Below are 24,574 nucleotides of genomic sequence, written 5' to 3'. Positions count from 1 at the left end.
CCACGTTAGGTTGCCATTCCGGTGGGGATAGTCACAAATCCCGGCATAGACAATGGGCCGATCTTCACAATACGGCCCGAAGGCACGAGGGAGATCACGATGACGAAGCTGGCATTTCTGGGACTGGGCGTGATGGGGTATCCGATGGCCGGGCACCTGGCATCGGCGGGCCATGACGTCTGCGTCTACAACCGGACGGGGGTCAAGGCCGAGGCCTGGGTTAAGGAGCATGGCGGGCGCCACGCGCCCACCCCGCGGGAGGCCTCGGAAGGCGCGGCGTTCGTGATGTCCTGCGTGGGCAATGACGACGATTTGCGGTCGGTCTGTCTGGGCGAGGAAGGGGCGTTCGCGGGTATGGCGAAGGGCGCGACCTTTGTCGACCACACGACGGTGTCGGCGCAGGTGACCGAAGAGCTTTATGCCGCCGCCAAGGAGGCCGGGATCGGCTATGTCGACGCGCCGATCTCGGGCGGTCAGGCGGGGGCCGAGAACGGGCAATTGTCGATCATGTGCGGCGGCGACGCGGAGGTTTATGCCAAGGCCGAGCCGGTGATGGAAATCTATGCCAAGCTGTGCCGCCGGATCGGCGAGAGCGGCGCGGGCCAGATGACCAAGATGTGCAACCAGATCGCCATTGCCGGGCTGGTGCAAGGCCTGTCCGAAGCGCTGCATTTCGCCGAGAAGGCGGGGCTGGACGGGCGCGCGGTGGTCGAGGTGATCAGCCAGGGGGCGGCCGGAAGCTGGCAGATGGCCAACCGATACGAGACGATGCTGGACGACCAGTTCGAGCATGGCTTTGCCGTGGACTGGATGCGCAAGGACCTCGGGATCTGCCTGAAGACCGGAGACGAGAACGGTGCGTCCCTGCCGGTGACGGCGCTGGTGGATCAGTATTACAAGGACGTGCAGAATATGGGCGGCGGACGTTGGGACACGTCGAGCCTGATCAAGCGGCTGCGCAAGCTGGGGTGATTTCGAGGCGGGGCCGGGATGCGTGGCCCCGCCTCTTGCTTTCCGTAGGGCTTGCAGCGCCGCGCCGCCATGCGCAACTTGGTGGCGGAACCGGCCGCGAGCCCGGCAGGGAGTGACCCCGAGGCTAGGCGGGGTCTGGTGCGGTGTCGGTGACAAAGTCACGCAAGAGGCGAATAGATGAGCGCGGACGGGGCGACACGGATCGAGGACTGGACCGAGCGGTTCCGAGGGACACGCGCCCTGCCCCGCGCCGTGCGCGACCGGCTGATCCGGGCGGCGCGGATCGTGCGGATCGGGAAAGGCACACAGGTTTTCGGGCCGGACAACGTGCCGGACCGGCTGTTTTTCCTTTACGACGGGCGCATCCGGGTCTCGCAGACCTCGGAAGGCGGGCGCGAGATCGTGCTTTACCGCGTGGAGGCCGGGGACAGCTGTGTGCTGACCACCGCCTGCATGCTGGCCGAGGAAGCCTATAACGCCGAAGGGATCGCCGAGACGGACGTGACCGCCGTGGTCCTCCCCAAGCCCGATTTCGACCGGCTGGTGGCCGAGGAAGAGCCGTTTCGCAAATTCGTCTTCGATGCCTATTCGCGGCGGCTGATCGACATGCTGCGGGTGGTGGACGACGTGGCCTTTGGCCGGATCGACGTGCGGCTGGCCGAGCGGCTGCTGGCACTGGCGGGCGACATGAAGGAGGTCGCGGCCACGCACCAGGACCTGGCGAGCGAGCTGGGGACAGCACGCGAGGTGATCTCGCGCGTGCTGGCGGATTTCCAGAAACGCGGGCTGGTGCAGCAATCGCGGGGACGGATCACGTTGGCAGACAAAGCCGGGCTGCGGGCGCTGGCGGAGAGCGCGTGAGGTGCAAGTCGCACGCCGTCCCGATGCCAAGTTTTATGATATAGACGCCGGAACGCGCGCGTTTTTATGAAAGGATGCTGGCATGGCGGCATCGCATGATGACCCCCGTCTCGTCCGGCTTGCCGGGGCGCTGTATCTCGTAATCATCCTTTGTGGGCTGACCGCGGAGCTGATGCTGCGTGGTCCGTTGCTTGCGGGATCGCCCGAAGAGGTCGTCCGGGCGCTCGGCGCCGGTATTTCGCAACTGCGGCTCAGTTTGTTGGCCGATACCGTGATGTTGCTGGCGGATGTGGCGCTTGCGCTGGTGTTCTTTGGCCTGCTGCGTCATATTTCGGCCTCGCTGGCTCTGGCCGCGATGGTATTCCGCCTGGGACAGGCGGTGCTGATCGGCGCGAGCCTGATGGCGCTTGGCAGCGTGCCGATGGTGCTGGCCGATGCGCCGCGCCTCGCGGTGCATATGACCGACCTGCACGCGATCGGATATGATGTCGGGCTGATCCTGTTCGCGGTGAACAGCGCGATCATGTCCGTTCTGCTGTGGCGGTCGGCGGTGCCGCACGTCATCGCGGGTGGTATTGTGGTGTCCGGCGTTGTCTACGGAGCAGGCAGCCTTGCGCGGCTTGTGGCGCCTGAGTGGATGGCCGTGATTGAGCCCGCCTACGTGGTGCCGATGGTCGCCGAGAGTGCGCTGTGCCTGTGGTTGCTGATCCGGGCGCGGGTCTGAATCCAGTGGACCGGGCTGGACCGGAACGTGCGGCGTTCCGCCAATTGGCAGCCAAGCACCTGAAAGCGCACGACAATATCGGCGATACGATGTGCCACCGCGATGCAGTCCAAGGTCCGGCCGAGTAGAGCGATGGAACGGGGCGCTTGATTCCGGCGTTGGACAGCGAAACAAGAGGTGCATGACATGACCAATTTCTTCATCGGCGGCGCATTGGCGCTTGCGCTTTCCTCGACATCCCTGACCGCAGCCCCGATACACGGGGCAGGTACGGCCACGGGCCTTGGTACCGCGCCCGACGCACAGGTCTGGCTGGCGCAGGGCAACAGCGGCAAGGGCAACGGCAAAGCCAAGGGCGGCGGCAACGCACAGAAAAAGGCCAAGGGCAATGCCGGCAAAGGCAATGCCGGCAACGCGAATGCCGGCAACGGCAATGCCGGCAACGGCAATGCAAAGGCCAAGCCCGACAAGGGGAATAAGCAGGCTGGTAATGGCAATCCCGGCAAGGGCAACGGGAACGCCAAAAAGGCCGGCAACAGCCAACCGAAGGGCAATTCCAACGGCAACGGTGCGGAACGCGCGGCGAAGGCCAACGGTAAGCCCGACAAGGCCCGCAAGGTCTTTACCACGGCAGAGCGCGAAAACGTCGTAGAGCGCATTTTCCAGGCCCCTGCCCCGGACGGACGTGACATGACGCGGATCCTGACCGGCGCGGGCCTTGCGCTGTTGACGCCGGACATGGCGGTGTCGAACATCCCCGGTAACGAGCTGGTGACCTATGCCAACTGCCCGCCGGGGCTGGCCAAGAAAAACCCGCCCTGCGTGCCGCCGGGCCTGGCGCGGGACGGCATCGGGTACGACGAATGGGTGTCTTATGACCGGGACCGTTATGACCGTATCTGGATCGACCGCCGCGACGATTGGCTGGGCCGCGGGTACGACGTGGAGCCCGACCCCGGCTACCTGCTGCTGCGATCGGACGAGATTGCACGCCTCTACGGCCTTGACCCCGCGCCGCGCGGCCAGCGCTATGCGCTGATCGACGGGATGCCGGTTCTGCTGGGCGATGACGATTACCGCTCGTTCATGCTGGTGAACCAGTTGGCGCAGGTGACCGACGTGACCGGGGGCGTGCCGGTTTCACCGACGGCGGCGTTGACGCAGCGCGAACTGATCGACCTGTACCGCCTGCCACAGCTTGGGAACGACCGGAACTATGCCGTGGTAAACGGTCAAGTGGTGCAGATGAACAACGAGAATTACGAGTTGCTGCAACTGCTGCGCGTCGCACGCGCCGTTCTTTGAGGCCAAGTGGCGATATCCATGATTGAAGACGCAGCCGCCGGGGAACCGGCGGCTGTTTTGCTGTGTAGCCCGGAGGCGTGCGCGTGTCCGGTTTGATCATGAAAGTCGCCCTGTCTTCGGACCGAATTCTACAGGCTGGGTGACAATGTCACTGACATGAGCAAGGTCCGAGGTGCATGATCGGGGCATACTTTCCATGGAGGACACCATGACTGTCAATGTAGGCACCATCGACCGTATCCTGCGCGCCGCCGTGGGCGTCGTGCTGCTGTATCTTGCGTTTTTCAGCGGGTTGCCCGCGTTCGAAGCCCCGGTTTGGAGGTATCTTGCCGCGTTCGTGGGCGTCGTGATGCTGATCGTCGCGGCGGTGCGGGTCTGCCCCGTTCATTCCATCCTCGGCGTCCGGACCTGCGCGCGGTAAATCATGGAGACGGCGTTCACACCATTCGCGTCGCTGGGCGGCGGGGCACTGATCGGTCTGGCGGCGGTGCTGCTGATGCTGGGGCTGGGGCGCATTTTCGGCGCGACCGGTATCCTGTCGGGAGTCGTCTTTGCCGAAGGGCGCGAAGAGCTGTCGTGGCGCGCGGCGCTGATCCTGGGCATGGTGCTGGTGCCCGGGCTGATGTTTCTGACGACCGGGCGCTGGCCGCAGATCGACGTGCCAGTCAGTCCGGCAATGATCGTGATCGGAGGAATCGTCGTGGGATTCGGCGCGAGCCTCGGGTCGGGCTGTACTTCGGGGCATGGCGTCTGCGGGCTGTCGCGGTTGTCGCGGCGCTCGATCGTGGCGGTGCCGGTCTTCATGGGCACGGCGGCGATCACGGTGTTCATCATCCGTCATGTGGTGGGAGGCTGAGCGATGAAGCTTTTGTTCGCGGTGCTGACGGGCATGGTGTTCGGCGCAGGGATCACGCTGTCGGGGATGATCAACCCGGCGAAGGTCCTGAATTTTCTGGACATCGCAGGGACTTGGGATGCGAGCCTGATCTTCGTGATGGGGGGCGCCGTCATGGTGACCTTTGTCGGGTATCGGCTGGTCTGGCGGCGGTCCGCGCCGCTTTTCGCCGGGGGGTTCCAGGTGCCCGGCTCGACGGTGATCGACAGCAGACTAGTGGGAGGATCGGCCCTGTTCGGGATCGGCTGGGGGATCGCGGGGTTCTGCCCTGGTGCGGCCATTCCGGCGCTTGGCACGGGCCGCTGGGAGGTTATCCTGTTTCTGGCCGCGGTGGGTGTCGGGCTGGCGCTGGCGCGACTGGCCAAGGGGCTGCCGCTGTTCCCACGAAAGGCCGAGGCGTAAAGGAGGCATGACATGACCGATTATCCCGTGAATATGAGTGTTCACCCGCAGGTGCAGGGGTTCTTCGATGAGGCCACCAACACGATCAGCTATATCGTGAAGGACCCCGGCAGCGACGCCTGTGCCATCGTCGACAGCGTGATGGATATCGACTATGCCGCCGGGCGGATCACCTATGACCATGCCGACGAACTGATCCGGCAGGTCGAGGAGCAGGGCCTGCGGCTGGAATGGATCATCGAGACGCATGTGCATGCCGACCACCTGTCCGCCGCGCCCTATATCCAGGAGAAGCTGGGGGGCAAGATCGGGATCGGGTCGAAGATCATGGTCGTGCAGGACACGTTCGGCAAGGTGTTCAACGAAGGCACGGAGTTTCAGCGCGACGGGTCGCAGTTCGACGCGCTGTTCGAGGACGGCGATACCTACCGCGTGGGCGAGATGGAATGTTTCGCCATGTACACGCCGGGGCACACGCCGGCCTGCATGGTGCATGTGATGGGCGACGCGGCGTTCGTGGGCGATACGCTGTTCATGCCCGACGGTGGCTCGGCCCGGGCGGATTTTCCTGGCGGGGATGCGGGGCAGCTTTACGACAGCATCCAGAAGGTGCTGGCCCTGCCCGACGCCATGCGCCTGTTCATGTGTCACGACTACGGACCGAATGGCCGGGATATCGCGTGGGAGACCAGTGTCGGCGAGGAGAAGGCACACAACATCCACGTCGGCGGTGGCAAGAGCCGCGAGGAGTTCGTGAAGTTCCGCACCGAGCGGGACGCGACCCTGGCCATGCCCAAGCTGATCATCCCGTCGCTGCAGGTGAACATGCGGGCCGGCAAGGTGCCGACGGACAAGGACGGGAACCCGGTGCTGAAGGTGCCGGTTAACGGGCTGTAAGGCACCGCACATTCAAAAGCATTCGGAGGGATCGCATGCGCGACGACATCCTGAGCAAAACTTCGGCCTCGACCGGCGCGGGAAGCCCCGAGGTGATCGGGTTTTATGACGAAGATACAGGCAGTTGCCAGTATATCTGCATCTGCCCCGAGACCCGGAAAGCGGCGCTGATCGACGTGGTGCAGACGCTTGACCCCAAATCCTTCGCCACCGGGTTCGCGCCCGCGCAATGGGCGCTGGACGTCATCGCGGAGCGCGGGCTGGAACTGGAGTGGATCCTCGATACGCATCCGCATGCGGATCACCTGATGGCGGGGGCGTGGCTGAAGGAGCAGACCGGCGCGCCCACGGGCATCGGTGAAAAGGTTCACGAGATCGCGGAGCTTTGGCGCGGCTATTACAACGCGCCGCACGCCTTTCCGGTCGATCCGCATTTCGACCGGCTGTTCGCGGAGGGCGACACGTTCAAGATCGGCAATCTGGAGGTGGAGGTTATGTTGTCGCCGGGCCATACGCTGGGGTCCGTGACCTACGTGGTGGGCGACGCGATCTTTGCCCATGACACGCTGATGATGCCGGATGCCGGTACGTCGCGCGCGGATTTCCCCGGCGGGACGGCGGCGGAGCTTTATGACAGCATCATGCGCATACTGGAGCATCCGGACGACACGCGTGTCTTCATCGGACACGATTACGGCACCGATACCCGAGAAGAGCCCGCGTGGGAGAGCACGGTGGGCCAGCAGAAACGCGAGAATATCCACCTGAAGGACGGCGCAAGCAAGGCCGAGTACGTGGCGCGACGCGAGAAGCGGGATGCGACGCTGGCCCTGCCCGACCGGATGCTGGCGGCGTTGCAGGTGAACCTGCGCGGTGGGCGCTTGCCCGAGCCGGAGGAAGACGGAAAGAGCTACTTCAAGATCCCGGCGAACAAGTTCTAGCGATCCGGGCGCGTGGGCTTTCGCCCACCCTACGCGGCGCGGATGCCCGCGGCATACCGGTCGATGGCGGCGCGGATGTCCTGCATCTCGGGCCATTGCGCGGCGTCTTTGCCGTAGCGGTCGAGAAGCGCGGAATACTCCGCTTCGAGCGTGTCGAGGCGGGATTTGTGGGTATCGAGATCGGGAGCCTTGCGCCAGCTTGCGTCGACGCGGCCACGCAGAAACCACAGGCGCGGCGTGCGATAGATGTGGCGGTTGGTGTAGACGCCCGGCAGGTGCGCATCCTCACCGATCTCGGCGATGAGGGCTTCGGCTGTGGCCTCGGCCTCGGGGTCGCGGTTCAGCGCCCAGAGGGTTTCGGCAAGGCGGGCACGGTTGAAGACCGTGTTGATGGCGTTGGCGATGCAGAACTCAATGACGGGCAGCATGGCGGCGTGGTGCATCACGCGGTTCACCTCGGCGTCGACCTGTCCCTTGACGAGGAAGGCGTCGAGCAGCGTGGCGAGCTGTTCACGAACGGCAGCGTCGGGTTCGGCGGTGAAGCGGTTCTGCACCGCGTGCAGAATTACCTTGAAGAAAAGCGCGGTCTTGCTGGTCGACAGAAGCGCGCCGTGCAGGGTGCTGGTGACGTCGATACGGTCGCGTATATCCGGCGCATCGAGCCAGCCATCGGCGACGATCAGGCGCGCGACGGCAAGGTTGGTGGTGGAGCCGAAGTGATAATGCGCGGGACGGTAGTGCAGCGAAGACATGAGGTCGCGCGGCAGGTCGGCGAGGTGTTGCAGGGCATCTTCGGTCAGGTCGCGATAATCACGCGCGAGGCAGAGCGTGAAATGCGCCAGCGTGCGGGCCGCATCGGTATGGCCTGCCTGCCAAAGTCGGGCGATCAGGGCGTGAAAAGCCGCGCTATGCGCCGTGATCAGCTGCGTTTGGGCGTCGGTGCTGCGCGGAAGCATCGTGCCGAGCGGCGGATAGGGCAGCAGGGCGGCGGGGCGCCCGGTGGTGTGCGCCCAGAGGTGACAGCCCAGCGTGTACCACGCGGTCGCGGGCTGGCTGAGCGTGGTGCCGTCCGCGAAATCGAGCGCGATCTGGCCCTCGGTGGTGAGCCTCGCGGTGAAATCCGGCAGGTCCGGCGCCGGGGGTGTGTTTTCCTGCATGTGCGAGAGCGCCTTGCCGACCCGGCTGACAAGAGGCGGGTAATGCGCAAAGAGCGTGGCCATGGTGGTGAAGAGATCGCGCAGGATCTGCGTGAGGTCGGCGCGTTCGGTCGCGGAGCGTGCGGTGGCGAGCGTGCGGGTCATGTCCGCCTCGGCGTGAAAAGCGACGCGGTCGCCGTGATGTAGAAGGACACCGTCAGAACCGGCGTCTTCGCGCAGATGATATCGGTCGATATAGGCGAGGCCGGTGGCAGGCGCGTCCAACAGCCGGGCGCCGACCCAGGCACGGGTGCCATCGGTCAGCATCGGGGCGCCGCAGACCCGGACCGCATCGGGGGACGCATCGGGCAGCCGCAAGCCCCGGTACCAGACGCGTGACACATCGCGGAAATAGGACGCGCACCAGGGCAGCGTCACGTCCTCGCCCAGGGGTGCCAGCGTGTCGAAATCCGCGCCGTCGAGGCGGACCCAACGATCAGGGCCGGTCGTCAGCGACATCCAGACCCCTGCCCCGTCGGTCAGCGCGACATGGGGCATGTTCACCTCGTTCTCGTCGAACCAGCGCAGGCGCAGGCCGGGCGCGGACAAGTCAATGCCGTCGGGGGGCGGCACCTTTTGGGTGGTGAAATAAAGCTGCGTGCCGTCGGTGGCGTAGACATGGCCCAGTGGGCGCAGGTCCGCAGGCCCCCTGCCCTTTGCCAGTCGCATCCGCTTGTCGCGGAAATAGCCGGTGGTGGCGTCCCGGCCATGAGAAGTGCCAAGGGCGGCAAAGCTGTCGGCGTCGGCGGACTTGATGGGCTTTAGCTTGCGAGCCATGACCAGATAGATCGTGTCGGCGTCGCGCACGTAGCCTTGGGACAGGATATCAAATTTCGTGGTGTCGATTTCCATGCACTGACCGCAATCGCGCCTCAAAATGGGTCGGCCCGCCTGGCGTCCGTGACAGGCTGACGGCCACGGGGGATGTATGGAGCCTATTGTTAACCGTATGTTCCTGCTGGCGACAGGGGGATCATTGGCTGGGTATGGACGCGCCCGCAGTATTGCCGCGGCATTTCGCGGTGCCGGTGGTGCATCATACCGGGCCGGGCCTCGGCATGTGGGCGACGGGCGCATGCCGGGTGAAGTGCCCGGGGGGCGCGTGGGTTTTCACCCACCCTACGCGGGAATTGGCGGAACCACTTTTGATTCAAAGGCTAAGCTTGTCGCGCAGGAAGGCGAGCGCGACGGACAAGCCATCGGGGGCGATTCCGTGGGCGGTGCCTTTCATCACGTGGGCGTAGACCTCTTTCCAGCCGGCGGATTGCAAAGCCTCGGCGGCCTCGGGCAAGGATTGCGGCGGCACGACGTCGTCAGCGTCGCCATGGACCAGCAGAACCGGCGGACGGCTGACGACGTCATCGGCCAGAAGTTCGGGTTGCAACAGGCGCCCCGAGAAGCCGACGATGCCGGCGATCTCGTCTTCGCGCCGCGGGGCCACGTGCAGGGCCATCATCGTGCCTTGGGAAAAGCCGAAGAGCACGACCTGTTCGGGCAGCACGTCCTCGTCCACCATCAGCGCGTCGAGAAAGGCGTTGAGGTCCTCGGCGGCGGCGACGAGCCCCCGATGGGCCTCTTCCTCGCTCGAGCCGTCGATCCAGGGGATCGGGAACCACTGGTAGCCGGTGGGCATCATCGGGATCGTCTCGGGCGCGTCGGGGGCCACGAAGAGTGTATCCGGCAAGTGCTCGGCCAACGGGTCGGCGAGGCCCAGGAGGTCGGCCCCGTTGGCGCCGTAGCCGTGCAGGAAGACGACGACGGAGCGGGTCGTGCCCGACATGGGTTCCTTGCGGCCGGCCTGAAGTACGCGGGTCATCTGATGCCTTCCCTTTGTTTCGCAACACGGTAGTAGGCCCAGAGCTGGCGGGCTGCAACCGATCTCCACGGGCTCCAGGCCGTGGCCATCTCGCTCAGGGCGCGGTCGCGAGGGCGTTCCGGCAGGTCATAGAGGAGGCGCGCGGCCTCTTGCAGGGCGAGGTCGCCGGGGGCGAAGACGTCCGCGCGGCCGAGCGAGAACATGGCATAGATCTCGGCCGTCCAGGTGCCGATGCCGGGCACCTGCGTGAGGGTGGCGATGACCTCGTCTGTGGGCGCGCCGCGGAGGGCCGTGAAGTTTATCCCGGCGTCCGAGAGTGCGCGGGCGTATCGGATCTTCTGCCGGCTGAGGCCCACGGCGCGGAGGTCGTCATCCGAGGCCCACTTGATCTTGCGCGGGCCGGTGAGGCCTGCGGTTTTCATACGGCCCCAGATGGCGGCGGCGGAGGCGGTGGAGACCTGTTGGCTGACGATGGCCGACAGGAGCTCGGCAAATCCGTCCGGCTTGCGGCGCAGGGGAAGCGGGCCGGTCTGGGCGTGGGCATGGGCCATGCGCGGGCTGAGGGCGGTAAGATGCGCCACGCCTTCTGCCACGTCGTCTTGGGTTTCGATGATACGCCCGGTCACAGGGCGCGGACCCATGCAAGGGCGTCGTCCACGGTTTCGACGCGGGGGGCGTCCGGCTGGGGCGGACGGTTGATGAGCGCCACGCGGACGCCGAGGCGGCGCGCGGCGTCGAGCTTGGTGCGGGGCGTGGGGCCGCCGGCGTTCTTGGCAATGAGCCAGTCGACGCCGAGCGATTTGAAAAGGTCGTATTCCTGGCGTTCCGAGAACGGCGGGTTGCCGGGCAGAAAGCGGCCGTTCGAGAAGGGAAAGGGCGTGTCGGGGACATTGATCTGGCGGCTGATCACCGTGCAGTCCGAGAGGTTGGCGAAACGGTCGAGCGTCTGGCGGCCGGTGGCGAGAAAGACCGTGGAGCCGGGGGCGATGTGGGCGGCGGCCTCCTCTTCGCGGTCGATCAGGGTCCAGTTATCGCCCGGCCCCGGTGTCCATGGCGGGCGCAGAAGCTGGCAATAGGGAACGCCAAGGTCGGCGCAGACCCGGGCGGTGCGCTGTGAAATACTGTCGGCAAAGGGATGCGTGGCGTCGAGCACGGCAGTGATCGCGTGTTCGGCAAGGTAGGTGCGGAACGCGGGCTCGCCCCCGAAGCCGCCGGTGCGGGTGGGAAGTGCCAGCGGCGAAGGCGCGCGGGACGCGCCGGCGAGCGACGCGGTGGCCGAGATGCCCTCTTCATGCAGTTGGGTGGCGATGGCCTTGGCCTCACCCGTTCCGGCAAGAAGAAGGAGGGTCACGGGGCGGGCCTTGGAGACAGGAGGAAAGGTCGTCTGGACATGGTCGGCGGACTATAGGCGGGCAAGCCCTTCGCGCCAATCGGCAATTTCGCATTGCGCCTTGCGCCATACGACCGATGCGAGGGGCGCCGCCCCTCGCGCACCCCGGGATATTTATGGCCAAAGGAAAAGCATGCCGTGGTGGCGATTTGGGGTCTTGTGGGCCTCTCGAGAGGGGTCTAGCAAGGCGGCATGAGTGAGACCGCCCTGCCCTATGACAACGACCGCCGCGCGAAACGGAACGTGACCGTGCTGGTGCTGGCGCAAGCGGTGCTGGGCGCGCAGATGGCAATGATCTTCGTGGTGGGCGGGCTGGCCGGCCAGAGCCTTGCCAGCAACGTGTGTTTCGCCACCTTGCCGATTTCACTGATCGTGCTGGGGTCGATGATCTCGGCCAATCCCCTGTCGATGGTGATGCAGCGGTTCGGGCGCAAGGCGGGGTTCCTGATCGGGGCGATGGGCGGCGCCGCCGGGGCGGCGATAGCGGGCTATGGCCTCTATCTTGCGTCCTTTCCTGTGTACCTGGCGGGCAGTTTCCTGACGGGGATCTACATGTCGGCGCAGGGATTCTATCGCTTCGCCGCCGCGGATACGGCCAGCGATGATTTCCGGCCCAAGGCAATTTCCTATGTGCTGGCGGGCGGGCTGGCGAGCGCGATCATCGGCCCACAGCTGGTGAAGGTCACGAGCCAGGCGATGGTGGTCCCGTTCCTGGGCACGTACCTGGCGGTTATCGCGATCAATTTGCTCGGTGCGCTGCTGTTCTTTTTCCTGGACATCCCCAGGCCGCCGCCGCCGGCACCCGACAGCCCCAGGGGCCGCACGCGGTGGGAACTGCTGACCACGCCGCGGATCGCCGTGGCCGTCATCTGCGCGATGGTGTCCTATGCGCTGATGAACCTGGTGATGACCTCGACCCCGCTTGCGGTGGTCGGCTGCGGGTTTACCGAAGGCAACGCCGCGGACATCGTCACCGGGCACGTGCTGGCCATGTTCGCGCCGTCCTTCTTTACCGGGCACCTGATCGCGCGGTTCGGGGTGGAGAAGATCGTGGGCACGGGGCTTGTGATCCTGGCCGCCGCGGGGGTCGTGGCGCTGCAGGGGGTCGAGATCGAGAATTTCTTCATCGCGCTGATCCTGTTGGGGCTGGGGTGGAATTTCGGATTCATCGGGGCGACCACGATGCTGGCCGGTGCGCATGATGTGCATGAACGCGGCCGGATGCAGGGGATGAACGACCTTCTGGTCTTTGGCGGCGTGACGCTGGCGTCGCTGGCCTCGGGCGGGCTGATGAACTGCTCGGGCGGCACGGCGGAGGCCGGGTGGACGGCGGTGAACCTGGCCATGGTGCCGCTTCTGACGCTGGCGGGCGGAGCGCTGATCTGGCTGGTGATGCGGCCGAAGGAGGCTTGAGGTTTTTTCGGCCGGAAATATTCCGGGGAGTTCAAGGGGCATTGCCCCTAGCTGACGGAGGAAGCTTGAACGCCCGCCGAACGAGCTGGTCTGACGGCGGCTTTTTCTTGCCGGAAATACTCTCGGGGTTTGGGGGTGAAACCCCCAACGCGCTTGAAGAGCGCGCCGCAGGCGCTCCGCTTACCAGCGTCCGGTTATTGCCCGGCGCATCAGCCCGAGGCGGGAGCGGAAAGGCGGCAGCGCAAGGCGATTTTCCGAGACGGCCGCAGGGTCTCGACTGGCCTTTTTCAGGATCGCCTCGGTCTGCCAGAGGGCGAGCATCGCGGGGCGGGTATTGGGTGCAAGGCGCGTGCGGCGGGCCTCGGTCAGCGCCGTCAGAGCGTCGTCGGTCAGCGCGCGGATCGCGGCATGCGTGCCTTCGACCAGCGGGATGCGGCCCTGGCGTTCCAGTTCCGGCACGGCGCGGAGCCAGTTGGCCACGCCCTGGGCGTAGCCTGCCTTGAGGATCGATGCTTCGGGCGCGTCGCCGAGGGTACGTGTGGCGGCGAGCAACAACAGACCGGAGGTGTTGGTGAGGTGGGTGCGGAAGGCGCTCATGTCCTCGAACGGGTCGCGGTAGATGTCCCAACGGCGCGCCTCTACCAGCGCGTCGAGCCGTTCTGCCATCTCTGCGTCCAACACCAAAGAGAGCGGCGTGGCAACCTCGTGGCGGCGCACGTCGGTGCCCGTGCGGATCTCCTCCAGCACGTCACGCCACCATTGCAGGCGCATCTCGGCGATCATGGATTCCTGTGTCACCCACGGGGCGCGGGAAACCTCGACGTTGAACGCGTAAAGTGGAAAGAGCTTTTCGCGCACGGGCACCGGGGCGGCCATGGTAGCGGCGAAACGCTCGGGGTCGCCGCGCTGCACGAGGCCCGCGCAGGCCATGATGTCGGGGTCGAGCGCCATGCCGGTCAGGTAGGCCCAAAACCGGGGCGCGCAAGGATGAGCGCGTAGGCGATATCACCCGGGGCTTGCCGCCAGAGGGCGATTTCCCGGGCGGCGTCGTCGAGCACTTGGGCCAGGGCGTCGTCCGCGCCGGGGCGCAGGTTGGCGATGCGGCCGCCGAGTTCGGCATAATAATCCGCCCAGGCCATGCCGGTGATGAGGCGGTGATCCTGCACGACGTAGCCGGCCGCCTCGACCCGCGCGGTGATGCCGTCGAGGTCGGAAATCGCCGGGTAATCGGCCCAGAAATCGCGGGCGGCCTGCGGGGCGTCGGGGGGCAGCACGGGTTCGGAAAAGGCGACCGCGCCATCGGTCGTGAGGGCGCGTTTCCAGAGCGTCAGCCCTTCGGTCACGCCAAGGAAATAGAGCGCACCGGCGCACCAGATGAGGTCGTAAAAGCCACTGATCTGCGCCATGTCGCCGGTGGAGACGGTGACATTGGTAAAGTGGGCGGTGGCCGTGCGGGCTTCCTCGACGAGGTGGGGCAACTGGTCGATGCCTTCGATCCGCGCCCGGGGCAGGCACTCGGCCAACGTCACAAGGTCGGCGCCCGGCCCACAGGCGGCGTCGATCACATGGGGCGCGTCGGGCATGTCAAGCTGGCTGAGGGCCCAGCGGACATCCTCGGATGTGCCGGGGCCCTGCCGGGTCATTTCGCGGTGGAGCGTCAGGAAAGCCTCGTCCACCGCTCAGACCTCTCCGCCGTCGCACAAAAGCTTCCAGTTTATGGCGTCGAGCAGCGCCTCGAACGACGCGTCGACTATGTTGGCCGACACGCCCACCGTGGACCAGCGCCGCCCCTGCCCGTCCTCGCTATCGATGATGACGCGGGTGACGGCCTCGGTGCCGCCTTGCGTGATGCGCACCTTGAAGTCCACCAGCCGCATGTCGGCGATGGCCTCCTGGTAGCGGCCGAGGTCCTTGGCCAGCGCCTGGGCCAGGGCGTTCACGGGGCCACGGTCGGTGCCGGTCTCGTCCATCGACTCGCTGACCGACAGTTTCTTCTCGCCGTCGACCTTGACCACCACCACGGCCTCGGACAGGGAGACCATCTTGTTGTACTTGTTCTTGCGGCGCTCGACCGTGACCTTGTAACGCTTGACCTCGAAGAACTCGGGCAAAAGGCCCAGTTCGCGGCGGGCGACCAGTTCGAAACTGGCCTGCGCCATGTCATAGGTGTAGCCGCGGTTTTCGCGGGTCTTGACCTCTTCGAGGATGCGGGGCAGCGCCGGGTTGTCCTTTTCGATCTCCAGCCCGGCCTCGGCAAGGCGGTTGCGCAGGTTGGACTGGCCCGCCTGGTTTGACATGGGGATGATGCGGGCGTTGCCGACCTTGGCGGGGTCGATATGCTCGTAGGTCGTCGGGTCCTTGACGATCGCGCTGGCGTGCAGACCGGCCTTGTGGGCAAAGGCGGAGGCGCCGACATAGGCGGATTGCTTCATCGGGACACGGTTGAGGATCTCGTCCAGCTGGCGCGAGGCCATGGTGATGCCTTCCAGCGCCTGCGCCGTGACGCCGGTGGCGTAGCGGCTGGCGTAAGGCTCCTTGAGCAGCAGCGTGGGGATGAGAGACGTAAGATTGGCGTTGCCGCAGCGTTCGCCGAGGCCGTTGAGCGTGCCCTGGATCTGGCGCGCGCCTGCATCAACGGCGGCGAGGCTGCCCGCGACGGCGTTCTCGGTGTCGTTATGGGTGTGGATGCCGAGGCGCTCACCGGGAATGCCCGCGGCGATGACGTCCGAGATAACTTCGGCGATGCGGTGCGGAAGCGTGCCGCCATTTGTGTCACACAGCACGATCCAGCGGGCGCCGGCGTCATGCGCCGCCTTCAGGCAGTCGAGCGTATAGGCGGGGTCGCGGACGTAGCCGTCGAAGAAATGCTCGGCGTCGAAAAGCGCCTCGCGGCCCTGTTTGACAATATGGGCGATGGAGGCGGAGATGTTTTCGAGGTTTTCCTGCGCCGTGATGCCCAGCGCGGTTTCGACATGGAAGATGTTGGTCTTGCCGACGAGGCAGATGGAGGACGTGCCGGCGTTCATCACCGCCGCCAGAACGTCGTCGTTTTCCGCGCTGCGCCCGGCCCGCTTGGTCATGCCGAAGGCGGTGAGGCGGGCGCGGGTTTCGGGGGCGGCGTCGAAAAAGGCGCTGTCAGTGGGGTTGGCGCCGGGCCAACCGCCCTCGATGTAATCGATGCCGAGTTGGTCGAGCGTGGTGGCGATGGCCTGTTTCTCGGCGGTGGAGAATTGGACGCCCTGGGTTTGCTGGCCGTCGCGCAGCGTGGTGTCGTAGAGGCTGAGGCGGGTCTTGGTCATTGGTTCTTTCCCTTGGAGGGAAGGGCCGCGCCGGACCCTGGGAGGGCATGTGCCTGGCTCGAGCGGTGCGAGGCGGCGCAATCAAGTCGCACACGGGTTCGGCGCGTGACGTCGGCAAAGCGCCCTCCCGGGGGGAGGGTCGGGCGCGGCCCGGCCTGAGGCCGGGCGAAACAGAAGGAGAGGAGGATCATTTGAGAGCCTCCAGTTTGGAAGGATCGAAGTCGACGGTCGGCACGAGTTCCACAGCCGTCTTGCTCATGCGAACCTCCACCCCGGCATCGCTCAGGTGCGATTTCATGCGGTCAACTTCAGAGAAGTCTTTTGTCTGCATCGCGGTTTCACGCGCTGACATCAATTTCTCTTCGATGCCGGAGAGGTCCACCTGTGAGGATGAAACCCAATCCGGGACGGTGTCTTTCATCAAGCCCAGAAATTGAAGCGTGTACCGCAGTTTGGCGATGTCGTCGGCAAGCGACAACTGGTGGCATTCGGAAATTGCGCGTGCGGTGTTCAAGTCGTCCGCAAGCGCGGTTACGACAGCCTCATAAGGCTTTCCGGTTCCGGTGCCTTGCGCCGCCTGTGCGTACCACTTGCGCAGGGTTTTCTCTGCCTCCCGCGCCTTTTCCGCCGTCCAGTCCATCGGCTTGCGGTAATGCGTGCTGAGGAACACGAAGCGGATCACCTCGCCGGGAATGCCCTGATCGAGCAGATCCTTCACCGTGAAGAAATTGCCGAGCGACTTGGACATCTTCTTGCCCTCGACCTGGAGCATCTCGTTGTGCATCCAGACCTGCGCAAAGTTTCCCTCGGGATGGGCGCAGCAGCTTTGGGCGATCTCGTTCTCGTGGTGCGGGAACATCAGGTCGTTGCCGCCGCCGTGGATGTCGAAGCTGTCGCCCAGGAGTTCATAGCTCATGGCCGAGCATTCGATGTGCCAGCCGGGCCGGCCCCGGCCCCACGGGCTGTCCCAGCCCGGTTGCGTGTCGTCCGACGGCTTCCAGAGGACGAAGTCCATCGGGTCTTCCTTGTAGGGCGCGACCTCGACACGGGCACCGGCGACCATGTCGTCGACGGAGCGACCGGAAAGCTTGCCGTAGTCCCGGTAGGAGCGGACGCGGAAGAGGACGTGGCCCTCGACGGCGTAGGCGTGACCATCGGCGATGAGCTTTTCGATCATCGTCACCATTTGCGGGATGAATTGCGTGGCGCGGGGCATCTGATCGGGTTCCAGCGCGCCGAGGCTGCCCATGTCGTCGAGGAACCACTGGGTGGTTTCGGCGGTGATGTCCGAGATATCGCGCCCGGTCTCGGCGGCGCGGGTGTTGATCTTGTCATCGACGTCGGTGAAGTTGCGGACGTAGGTCACGTGGTCGGGCCCATACACATACTGCAAAAGCCGGTAGAGCACGTCGAAGACCACCACGGGACGCGCGTTGCCCAGGTGGGCGCGGTCATAGACGGTGGGGCCGCAGACATACATGCGCACATCGTCTTTTTTCAGAGGCTCGAAATCCTCCTTCTTCCGGGTACGGGTGTTGTGCAATTTTATAGTCGTCATGGCGTCCTCGCGCGCGTGGTCCCGCGGCGGGCTTAGCAACTAACATTCAAGGATGGAATAGAAGACCGGCCCGCCTGAAGATGTCAGCGGGTAATGCAGCAAATGATGGTGCAGGTCGTCGTCATGCCGCTGAGCATTACCCACGGCCCCCGGCATGGTCAAGCGCGATGGGATAAGCCGGCGAACCATTGCGGACGGAGCAAAACGTGGCTTTTGCCGAAACATCGGATGCACTGAGCACTGATACCCATGCGCCACAGTGCTGCCTGTTGACGTACCGGAAGTTAGGTAGATCGAGAAAATTCATCGTTTTTCTGGTAATACTTCGTCTCGACGGGCCGAAAGCGCCGAAGAGCGCGAATAATAATCGGTTCAAGAGGCAGCGAGCGAAACCTTATTATGCGGGTAACGTCTTCTATTTTAGCGGGCTTTTTTTTGACCGCCTGTTCGGTCGGACCTGACTATCGACCTCCTTCGACCGATCTTCCGGATCGCTATTCCCTTCTTGCGCCGGTTACGAAGGCCGGCACCAGCGACCTTGAGTGGTGGCGTGACTTCAACGATCCGGTTCTGGATCGGCTGATCGCGCGCGCGATGGTCGACAACATCAGCATTGCCGAGGCCCGTGAACGGGTGGCGGAAGCACAGGCGGAGGCGCGACGCGCCGGTGTCCCTCTGTCGGGGGACGCCACGGCGACAATCCGCGACAACAGCCGTGGATCAGACACGGCTTCTGCCGGACTGTCGGCGGAATATAACCTGGCCGGCAGAGCTGGTTGGGCGGGTCGCGCTGCAAGCCAGCGTCTCAACGCGGCCGAAATCGGCGTGGAAGAGGCCCGGCGCCTGCTTTTGGCGGAGCTGGGATCAGCATATATCGAACTACGGTTCCTGCAGGAAAGCCTGACATACCGGAACCAGGACATGGCATCTCGCCGAAGAACGCTGCGCGATCTCAACACCAAGTTGGAAGTTGGCGAGGGAACACGTTTGGATACGTTGCGCGCAGAAGCACTGATTCTAGAGACACAGGCCGATATCCCGCAGGTCGGCGCGCGTATCGTGCAGCAGCGCAACAGGATCTCGACCTTGCTGGGCGTACCGGTCGGCAGCCTGGGAATTGATTTAAGCCATACAGGCTCGCAACCGCGCCCTATCGGAGCAACGCAACCCGGTGTGCCTGCGGATTTGCTGCGAGCGCGGCCGGATATCCGCATCGCCGAACGTCGATATGCCGCCGCCGTCTCCGACCTGGGTGTGGCCGAGGCCTCGCGCTATCCCAGCCTGTCGCTGTCGGGTGCCATCACGGCTCCATTGAGTGGTGGGTCCTCGACCGAAAGCCTGGCCGCCGGGCTGGTCCTGCCCGTCTTTGACCAGCCGGGGCTGGCCGCTGCGGCCGATTCCGCGGAATCGCGGGCACGGCAAGCCTATCTGCAATGGCTCCGCACGGTGTTGGAGGCCGTGGAGCAGGTGGAAAACGAGCTTGCCGCGCTGCGGGCCGCCCGCCAGGCGGTGGCCGCCTCGCGTCAACTGGTTGCGCTGAACCAGGAAGCATTGTCCGTCTCGCGGGAACTTCTCACTCAGGGGGGAAACGCTACTGTTCTGGACGTTATCGACCGGGAACGCTCGCTCTCCGCTGCGCGGGCGACGCTTGCGGCGGATTTGCGCGACCTTGCGCTTGCCCATATCAACCTGCGCACGGCCCTCGGGATCGGGCATTCGGACCCGATCGTGATCAACACAAATGCAGCGCGCCCCACGAGCAACGACGCGGGCTGACCTACGACGCATAGAAGTTTTCTCTTTCTCGTGTCACAGCGTGCGCGTGTTCTGACGCCGGTCCGCTTGACAGTCCCCTGCCCTCTCGGCCAAGTGGCCCAGACTGGTAATGGGAGCAAGCATGGCATTGTCGAAGCGGATCACGGGGCTGACGGGCGGCGGGTCGGACGGCTGGGACGTCTATTACAAGGCCAAGGACATGATCGAGGCGGGCGAGGATGTCGCCATGTTGACGATCGGCGAGCATGATGTCGGCACCGATGACAGCATCCTCGATGCGATGCACGCCGCCACGAAGGCGGGGCACGTGGGCTATTCCATGTTCAACGGCAACCTGAACCTGCGCGAGACGGTCGCCGAGCGGGTGACGGCGCGAACAGGTATCACGACGACGCCGGACAACGTGCTGGTGGTGCCGGGCGGACAGGCGGGGCTTTTTGCGGCGCATCATGCCGCCTGTGACGAGGGCGACCGGGCGCTTTATATCGACCCGTTCTATGCCACCTACCCCGGCACGATCCGGGCCGTGGGCGCGCGGGACGTGGCGGTGGCCGCGCGGCCCGAACGGATGTTCCAGCCCGACCCCGCGGATATCGCGGCGGCGGCGACGCAGGGCGCGAAAAGCCTGCTGATCAACACGCCGAACAACCCGACCGGCGCGGTCTATGGCCGTGAGACGCTGGAGGGGATCGCGCGGGTCTGCCGGGATCACGATATGTGGCTGATCTCGGACGAGGTTTATGACACGCAGCTTTGGGAGGGCGACCATGTCAGCCCCCGGATGCTGGACAGTATGGCCGAGCGCACGATGGTGATCGGTTCGCTGTCCAAGAGCCACGCGATGACCGGCAGCCGGATCGGCTGGGTCGTGGGGCCGGAAGAGGCGATTCTGCACATGGGCAACCTGTCGACCCATACGACCTATGGCGTGGCGGGCTTCGTGCAGGAGGCGGCCTGTTACGCGCTTGGGAAAGGCGCGAATTTCGAGGAAGAGGTCGCGGCCCCTTTCCGGCGGCGGCGTGACCTGGTGCTGGGGCTTCTTGACGGCCAGGACGTTGTGCGCCCGATCCCGGCGCAGGGGGCGATGTTCGTGATGCTGGACGTGCGGGCGACGGGGCTGTCGGGCGAAGAGTTTGCCCTGCGCCTGCTGGACCGGCACAAGGTGGCGGTGATGCCGGGCGAGAGTTTCGGGAAAGCCGCGGCGGGGCATGTGCGCGTCGCGTTGACCGTGCCGGACGACCGGCTGAGCGAGGCGCTGGCGCGGCTGGTGGAGATGGCCGCGGAGCTGGCGGGCGTGGCGGCCTGACCGAGGGGTGAGAGGTCCCGGATCAGGCCCGGGACGGGTGGCTCTTGAACTGCCGCGCGGTCGGGCCGGACGGCGCGCGTCGCTCTGACCAACGCGCCTCTGCGACCGCCGGTCGCGTCGAAGCCCTTACGATGCAACACATTTCCTGCCTGCATCCAAAGCAAACAGGAGGTAAAGAGATGTTCAAGGGACTGGGACTGTCCATGGCGCTTATCCTTGGAGGCATGGTCGGTCTGCCGGCCGCGATCCTGGCGGCGCTGTAAGAGACCAAGCACGCGATATAAAGGCCCGCGACACGCACGCGGGCCTTTTTACGTTCGCTGCCCTGCGGCGTAAGATTTTGTCGTTTCTGGACAATGCGTCGCTTTCGGGACAGATCGGACTCGGGCGCGCGGCCTTAAATCGACCATTGGGCCCAGCTATGCGGTCAAGCGCATGCGGGCTGGCGATGGAGGGCCGCGCATGGCGCAGCGCTGCAAGATAACGCGGGTGGTCCGCACGATCGGGGCTGACCGAGGGCGGGCCGCGCGGGGGCAGCCGGGACGGGGCTGAGACACCGCTCCCCCCTGCCCTTTCCCTTTATCCAAGGACCCCGACATGAATAATCTTTCCCCCCGCCGTACCGGAGGCCGCGCCGCGCGTCGCGCCAACCGGGCGGCCCCGCTCGACGCCACGATCCGCCCGGTCCGCGCCGGTATGGAGGGCGGCACGCTGAAGGTGCTGACGGACGCGCAGATCGGGCGCATCCACGACGCCACGCTCGATGCGCTGGAACGCATCGGGTTGTCGGGCGCGCCGCCGAGCGGGATCGCTTACTTGACCGACGCGGGGGCCGTGCTCGGCGAAGACGGGCGCCTGCGCTTTCCCCGGGCGCTGGTGGAGGAGACCATCGCGCGGGCCAACCGGGAGATCACCCTGTATAGCCGCGACGGGGTCAACGACCTGCATCTTGGCGGCGCCCGGGTGCATTACGGCACGGCCGGAGCTGCCGTGAACATGGTGGATGTGCACGGGCGGAATTACCGCGAAAGCACGCTCCAGGATTTGCATGATGCCGCCCGCATCGTCGACGTCCTGGACAACCTGCATTTCTGTCAGCGGCCCATGGTGGCGCGGGACATTCCCGACAACATGGAGATGGAGCTGAACACCGTCTATGCCTGTTGCACTGGTACGACGAAGCATGTGGGCACATCCTTTACCGAGCCGCATCACGTCGGTCCGGCGCTGGAGATGCTCTACATGATCGCGGGCGGCGAGGATAAATTCCGCGCGCGGCCGTTCGTCAGCAACTCAAACTGCTTCGTGGTGCCGCCGATGCGGTTCGCGACCGAGTCCTGCGAGGTAATGGAGCGGTGCATCGAAGGCGGGATGCCGGTGCTGCTGCTGTCGGCCGGAATGGCCGGGGCCACCGCGCCGTCGACCATCGCGGGGGCGATCATGCAGGCCACGGCGGAATGCCTGGCGGGACTGGTTTACGTGAACGCGGTGAAGCCCGGGCATCCGGCGATCTTTGGCACCTGGCCCTTCGGGCTGGATCTGCGGACCGGCGCGATGTCGATCGGGTCGGGCGAGCAGGCATTGCTAAGCGCGGGCTGCGCGCAGATGCACCAGTTCTATGGGTTGCCCGGCGGGGCGGCGGGCGGTGCGTCGGATGCCAAGCTGCCAGATATGCAGGCCGGGTGGGAGCAGATGTGCTCGAACGTGATGGCCGGGCTTGCGGGCGTGAACATGATCTACGAGGCAGCGGGGATGCACGCCTCGCTCTTGGGGTTCTGTCACGAGAGCCTGATCCTGAGCGATGACCTCATTGGCCAGGCGCTGCGCTGCGTGCGCGGGATCGAGGTGGATGACGAGACGCTGGCACTGGACCAGATGGAAGCGGTCTGTATCGGCGGGCCGGGGCATTACCTGGGGACCGAAGCGACGCTGGCGCGGATGCAGCGGGATCATTGTTACCCCACGCTGGGGGACAGGTCGTCGCCCAAGGAATGGGTGGAGTTGGGCAAGCCGGACCTTGTGGAGAAGGCGGTGGCGCGGAAAGAAGAAATTTTGGCTCAGGCGTCGGCCGCCCGGTTGAACCCAATGCTGGATGCGGAGATACGGCGGAAGTTCGCGATTCATCTGAAGGCGTAGAGGTCCCGGGTCAGGGCCGGGAGGGGTGGTATGCTGGGCCGCGCGACGTTCTATAACCGCGACAGGATCGCGTCGGTGTCGACAGCGCCGATGGCACCGGTGGTGCGGCCCCGTTCGCCCGCCAGTCGCGTGGCCACGTAGGCTTCGGCCACAGCAGGCGGCGCGTGGCGGATGAGGACAGAGGCCGTGAGCAGCATGGCGAGGCTTTCGACATACCAGCGGGCCTGCGCCTCGTCCGGCAGGCGCGGAAAACGGGTGATGTGGGCGTTGAGCGCCGCGTCGTAGCGCCGGTATTGCCCGGCGACCGCGCCCAACTCGCGGCTGAGCACCTCGCCCGACAGAGGCACTTTCCGCAGGGTGCGCAGGATGTCGAGGCAGATCACGTTCCCCGAGCCTTCCCAGATCGAATTGAGCGGCGCCTCGCGGTAGAGGAGCGGCAGGGGCGTGTCCTCGACATAGCCCATGCCACCCATCGCCTCCATCGCCTCGTAGACCACGTTCGGGCAAAGCTTGTTGCCGATGTACTTGGCCAGCGCGACGGCGACGCGGGAAAAGGCGCGGGCCTCGTCTGTATCGCGGTCGAACTGCCCGGCGACGAACATCCCCAGCGCCAGCGTGCCTTCCCAATCGAGTGCCAGGTCCGAGAGCACCGACCGCATCAATGGCTGGTCGATCAGTGTCTTCTGAAAGGCCGTGCGATGGCGAGCCCAATGGGCGGCGTGGCCCAGGGCGGCGCGCATCAGGCCCGCGGGGGCCATGGCGGTGTCGAGGCGCGTGTGGTGCACCATCTCGACGATGGTCTTCACGCCCTCGCCTTCGTCGCCCAGCCGATAGGCCACCGCGTCGGCATATTCGATTTCCGCGGACGCGTTGGCGCGGTTGCCCAGCTTGTCCTTGAGGCGCTGGATGTGGATCGTGTTGCGCCGTCCCTCCAGCCACCGGGGCACGAGGAAACAGGTCAGGCCTCCGGGCGCTTGCGCCAGCGTCAGGAGGCCGTCGGACATGGGCGCCGAGCAGAACCACTTGTGACCGCGCAGCACATAGGTGTCGCCATCGGGCGCGGCACGGGTGGTATTGGCGCGCACATCCGAGCCACCCTGTTTTTCGGTCATGGCCATGCCAAGCGTCGCGCCGGGCTTGCGCGCCAGCGGTTTCGGCGACGGGTCGTAGGCGCGGCTGAGCAGTTTGGGCGCCCACGTGTCGAAGAGCGCGGTGTCGGCCTGTAGCGCGGGGACAGCGGCGTAGGTCATGGTCATGGGGCAGCATACGCCCGGCTCGACTTGCGATGTCAGATAGACCATCGCGGCGTGGGTGGCGTGGCCGCCCGCCGCCCCTTCCCACGCGATGGCGGCATAGCCCGCGCCGATGCCGCTGCGCATGAGGTCGTGATAGGCGGGGTGAAAGCGCAGCTCGTCGAGCCTGCGGCCACCGGCATCGAAGAGCAGCAATTCAGGCGGGTTGCGGTTGGCCGCGCGGCCCGCCTCGGCCATGGCGGCGGTGCCAATGGTTTCGCCGTAGGCCGCAAGATGCGCGGTGTCCGCACCCGCCGCGCCGGCATGGTCGGCCAGCGCCGGATCGGTGGCATAAAGGTCCACATCGCCACGGGCGTCGGGCTGATTGGTCACGTCATGGGTGAGCAGCGCGGCGTCGGGGGGCAGTTGTGGCATGAATGACTCTCCTTGAGGAC

General features: G+C 65.6%; 22 protein-coding genes. 13 read left to right on the top strand and 9 right to left on the bottom strand.

The window, feature by feature from the left end; all coding sequences use genetic code 11:
• Positions 1–99 precede the first annotated feature (99 nt).
• The 9 genes from PVV74_RS18435 to PVV74_RS18395 all read left to right on the top strand — a co-directional run bounded on the left by PVV74_RS18435 (position 100) and on the right by PVV74_RS18395 (position 6,997).
• The gene (locus tag PVV74_RS18435) at positions 100–972 is read left to right on the top strand and encodes an NAD(P)-dependent oxidoreductase (RefSeq protein ID WP_274594253.1); all 873 of its coding nucleotides are present in this window, start codon (positions 100–102) and stop codon (positions 970–972) included.
• A 177-nt stretch (positions 973–1,149) separates the two neighbouring features.
• Positions 1,150–1,833, top strand: a complete 684-nt coding sequence (locus tag PVV74_RS18430; protein ID WP_274594252.1) for a Crp/Fnr family transcriptional regulator — start codon at positions 1,150–1,152, stop codon at positions 1,831–1,833.
• Positions 1,834–1,915: 82 nt separating this feature from the next.
• Complete coding sequence (locus tag PVV74_RS18425) at positions 1,916–2,557, top strand: DUF4386 domain-containing protein (protein WP_274594251.1); 642 nt, start codon at positions 1,916–1,918, stop codon at positions 2,555–2,557.
• A gap of 186 nt (positions 2,558–2,743) precedes the next feature.
• The gene (locus PVV74_RS18420) at positions 2,744–3,862 is read left to right on the top strand and encodes a hypothetical protein (RefSeq protein WP_274594250.1); all 1,119 of its coding nucleotides are present in this window, start codon (positions 2,744–2,746) and stop codon (positions 3,860–3,862) included.
• Positions 3,863–4,070: 208 nt separating this feature from the next.
• Positions 4,071–4,283: a YgaP family membrane protein gene (locus tag PVV74_RS18415; RefSeq protein WP_274594249.1), complete on the top strand. Its 213-nt coding sequence runs from the start codon at positions 4,071–4,073 to the stop codon at positions 4,281–4,283.
• Between the two features lie 3 nt (positions 4,284–4,286).
• The gene (locus PVV74_RS18410; RefSeq protein ID WP_103764162.1) at positions 4,287–4,718 is read left to right on the top strand and encodes a YeeE/YedE family protein; all 432 of its coding nucleotides are present in this window, start codon (positions 4,287–4,289) and stop codon (positions 4,716–4,718) included.
• Between the two features lie 3 nt (positions 4,719–4,721).
• On the top strand, positions 4,722–5,159 hold the full coding sequence (locus tag PVV74_RS18405) for a DUF6691 family protein (protein WP_103764161.1): 438 nt from the start codon (positions 4,722–4,724) through the stop codon (positions 5,157–5,159).
• A 12-nt stretch (positions 5,160–5,171) separates the two neighbouring features.
• Entirely contained in the window at positions 5,172–6,056 is an 885-nt protein-coding gene (locus tag PVV74_RS18400) for an MBL fold metallo-hydrolase (RefSeq protein ID WP_274594248.1), read from the top strand.
• 35 nt (positions 6,057–6,091) lie between these two features.
• Positions 6,092–6,997: an MBL fold metallo-hydrolase gene (locus PVV74_RS18395; RefSeq protein WP_274594247.1), complete on the top strand. Its 906-nt coding sequence runs from the start codon at positions 6,092–6,094 to the stop codon at positions 6,995–6,997.
• Positions 6,998–7,026: 29 nt separating this feature from the next.
• Here PVV74_RS18395 and PVV74_RS18390 read toward each other — a convergent pair whose 3' ends face one another.
• The 4 genes from PVV74_RS18390 to PVV74_RS18375 all read right to left on the bottom strand — a co-directional run bounded on the left by PVV74_RS18390 (position 7,027) and on the right by PVV74_RS18375 (position 11,360).
• Entirely contained in the window at positions 7,027–9,045 is a 2,019-nt protein-coding gene (locus PVV74_RS18390; RefSeq protein WP_274594246.1) for a hypothetical protein, read from the bottom strand.
• Between the two features lie 298 nt (positions 9,046–9,343).
• A complete protein-coding gene (locus tag PVV74_RS18385) occupies positions 9,344–10,009 on the bottom strand; it encodes an alpha/beta hydrolase (RefSeq protein WP_274594245.1) in 666 nt (221 codons plus the stop codon).
• Entirely contained in the window at positions 10,006–10,650 is a 645-nt protein-coding gene (locus PVV74_RS18380; RefSeq protein WP_274594244.1) for a DNA-3-methyladenine glycosylase family protein, read from the bottom strand. Before PVV74_RS18380 ends, PVV74_RS18385 begins: the two co-directional genes overlap by 4 nt.
• Positions 10,632–11,360: a cobalt-precorrin-6A reductase gene (locus PVV74_RS18375; protein WP_274594243.1), complete on the bottom strand. Its 729-nt coding sequence runs from the start codon at positions 11,358–11,360 to the stop codon at positions 10,632–10,634. Before PVV74_RS18375 ends, PVV74_RS18380 begins: the two co-directional genes overlap by 19 nt.
• 231 nt (positions 11,361–11,591) lie before the next feature.
• Here PVV74_RS18375 and PVV74_RS18370 point away from each other — a divergent pair, with 231 nt between their 5' ends.
• On the top strand, positions 11,592–12,812 hold the full coding sequence (locus tag PVV74_RS18370; RefSeq protein WP_103764156.1) for an MFS transporter: 1,221 nt from the start codon (positions 11,592–11,594) through the stop codon (positions 12,810–12,812).
• A 180-nt stretch (positions 12,813–12,992) separates the two neighbouring features.
• Here the strand turns inward: PVV74_RS18370 and PVV74_RS18365 are convergent, their stop codons facing one another.
• The 4 genes from PVV74_RS18365 to cysS form a co-directional block, all read right to left on the bottom strand.
• Positions 12,993–13,763, bottom strand: a complete 771-nt coding sequence (locus tag PVV74_RS18365) for a squalene/phytoene synthase family protein (RefSeq protein ID WP_274594242.1) — start codon at positions 13,761–13,763, stop codon at positions 12,993–12,995.
• 5 nt (positions 13,764–13,768) lie between these two features.
• Positions 13,769–14,488 carry a class I SAM-dependent methyltransferase gene (locus tag PVV74_RS18360; protein ID WP_274594241.1) on the bottom strand — a complete coding sequence of 240 codons (720 nt, stop codon included), beginning with the start codon at positions 14,486–14,488 and terminating at the stop codon, positions 13,769–13,771.
• A gap of 3 nt (positions 14,489–14,491) precedes the next feature.
• Positions 14,492–16,111 carry a citramalate synthase gene (gene cimA, locus PVV74_RS18355; protein WP_274594240.1) on the bottom strand — a complete coding sequence of 540 codons (1,620 nt, stop codon included), beginning with the start codon at positions 16,109–16,111 and terminating at the stop codon, positions 14,492–14,494.
• A 187-nt stretch (positions 16,112–16,298) separates the two neighbouring features.
• Positions 16,299–17,669 carry a cysteine--tRNA ligase gene (cysS, locus tag PVV74_RS18350; protein WP_274594239.1) on the bottom strand — a complete coding sequence of 457 codons (1,371 nt, stop codon included), beginning with the start codon at positions 17,667–17,669 and terminating at the stop codon, positions 16,299–16,301.
• 399 nt (positions 17,670–18,068) lie between these two features.
• Between cysS and PVV74_RS18345 the strand changes: the two genes are divergently transcribed.
• The 3 genes from PVV74_RS18345 (at position 18,069) to PVV74_RS18335 (ending at position 22,887) form a co-directional block, all read left to right on the top strand.
• Positions 18,069–19,445: an efflux transporter outer membrane subunit gene (locus tag PVV74_RS18345; RefSeq protein WP_103764153.1), complete on the top strand. Its 1,377-nt coding sequence runs from the start codon at positions 18,069–18,071 to the stop codon at positions 19,443–19,445.
• Positions 19,446–19,566: 121 nt separating this feature from the next.
• Positions 19,567–20,751, top strand: coding sequence for a pyridoxal phosphate-dependent aminotransferase (locus PVV74_RS18340; protein ID WP_274594238.1), 1,185 nt, complete (start codon positions 19,567–19,569; stop codon positions 20,749–20,751).
• A 597-nt stretch (positions 20,752–21,348) separates the two neighbouring features.
• Positions 21,349–22,887: a trimethylamine methyltransferase family protein gene (locus PVV74_RS18335; protein WP_274594237.1), complete on the top strand. Its 1,539-nt coding sequence runs from the start codon at positions 21,349–21,351 to the stop codon at positions 22,885–22,887.
• A 50-nt stretch (positions 22,888–22,937) separates the two neighbouring features.
• Here the strand turns inward: PVV74_RS18335 and PVV74_RS18330 are convergent, their stop codons facing one another.
• A complete protein-coding gene (locus PVV74_RS18330) occupies positions 22,938–24,554 on the bottom strand; it encodes an acyl-CoA dehydrogenase family protein (protein WP_274594236.1) in 1,617 nt (538 codons plus the stop codon).
• Between the last annotated feature and the right edge of the window lie 20 nt (positions 24,555–24,574).

The organism is Roseovarius sp. SK2, from assembly GCF_028807495.1.
Taxonomy (GTDB): Bacteria; Pseudomonadota; Alphaproteobacteria; order Rhodobacterales; family Rhodobacteraceae; genus Roseovarius; species Roseovarius confluentis.
This window is presented reverse-complemented; position numbering and strand designations above follow the sequence as displayed.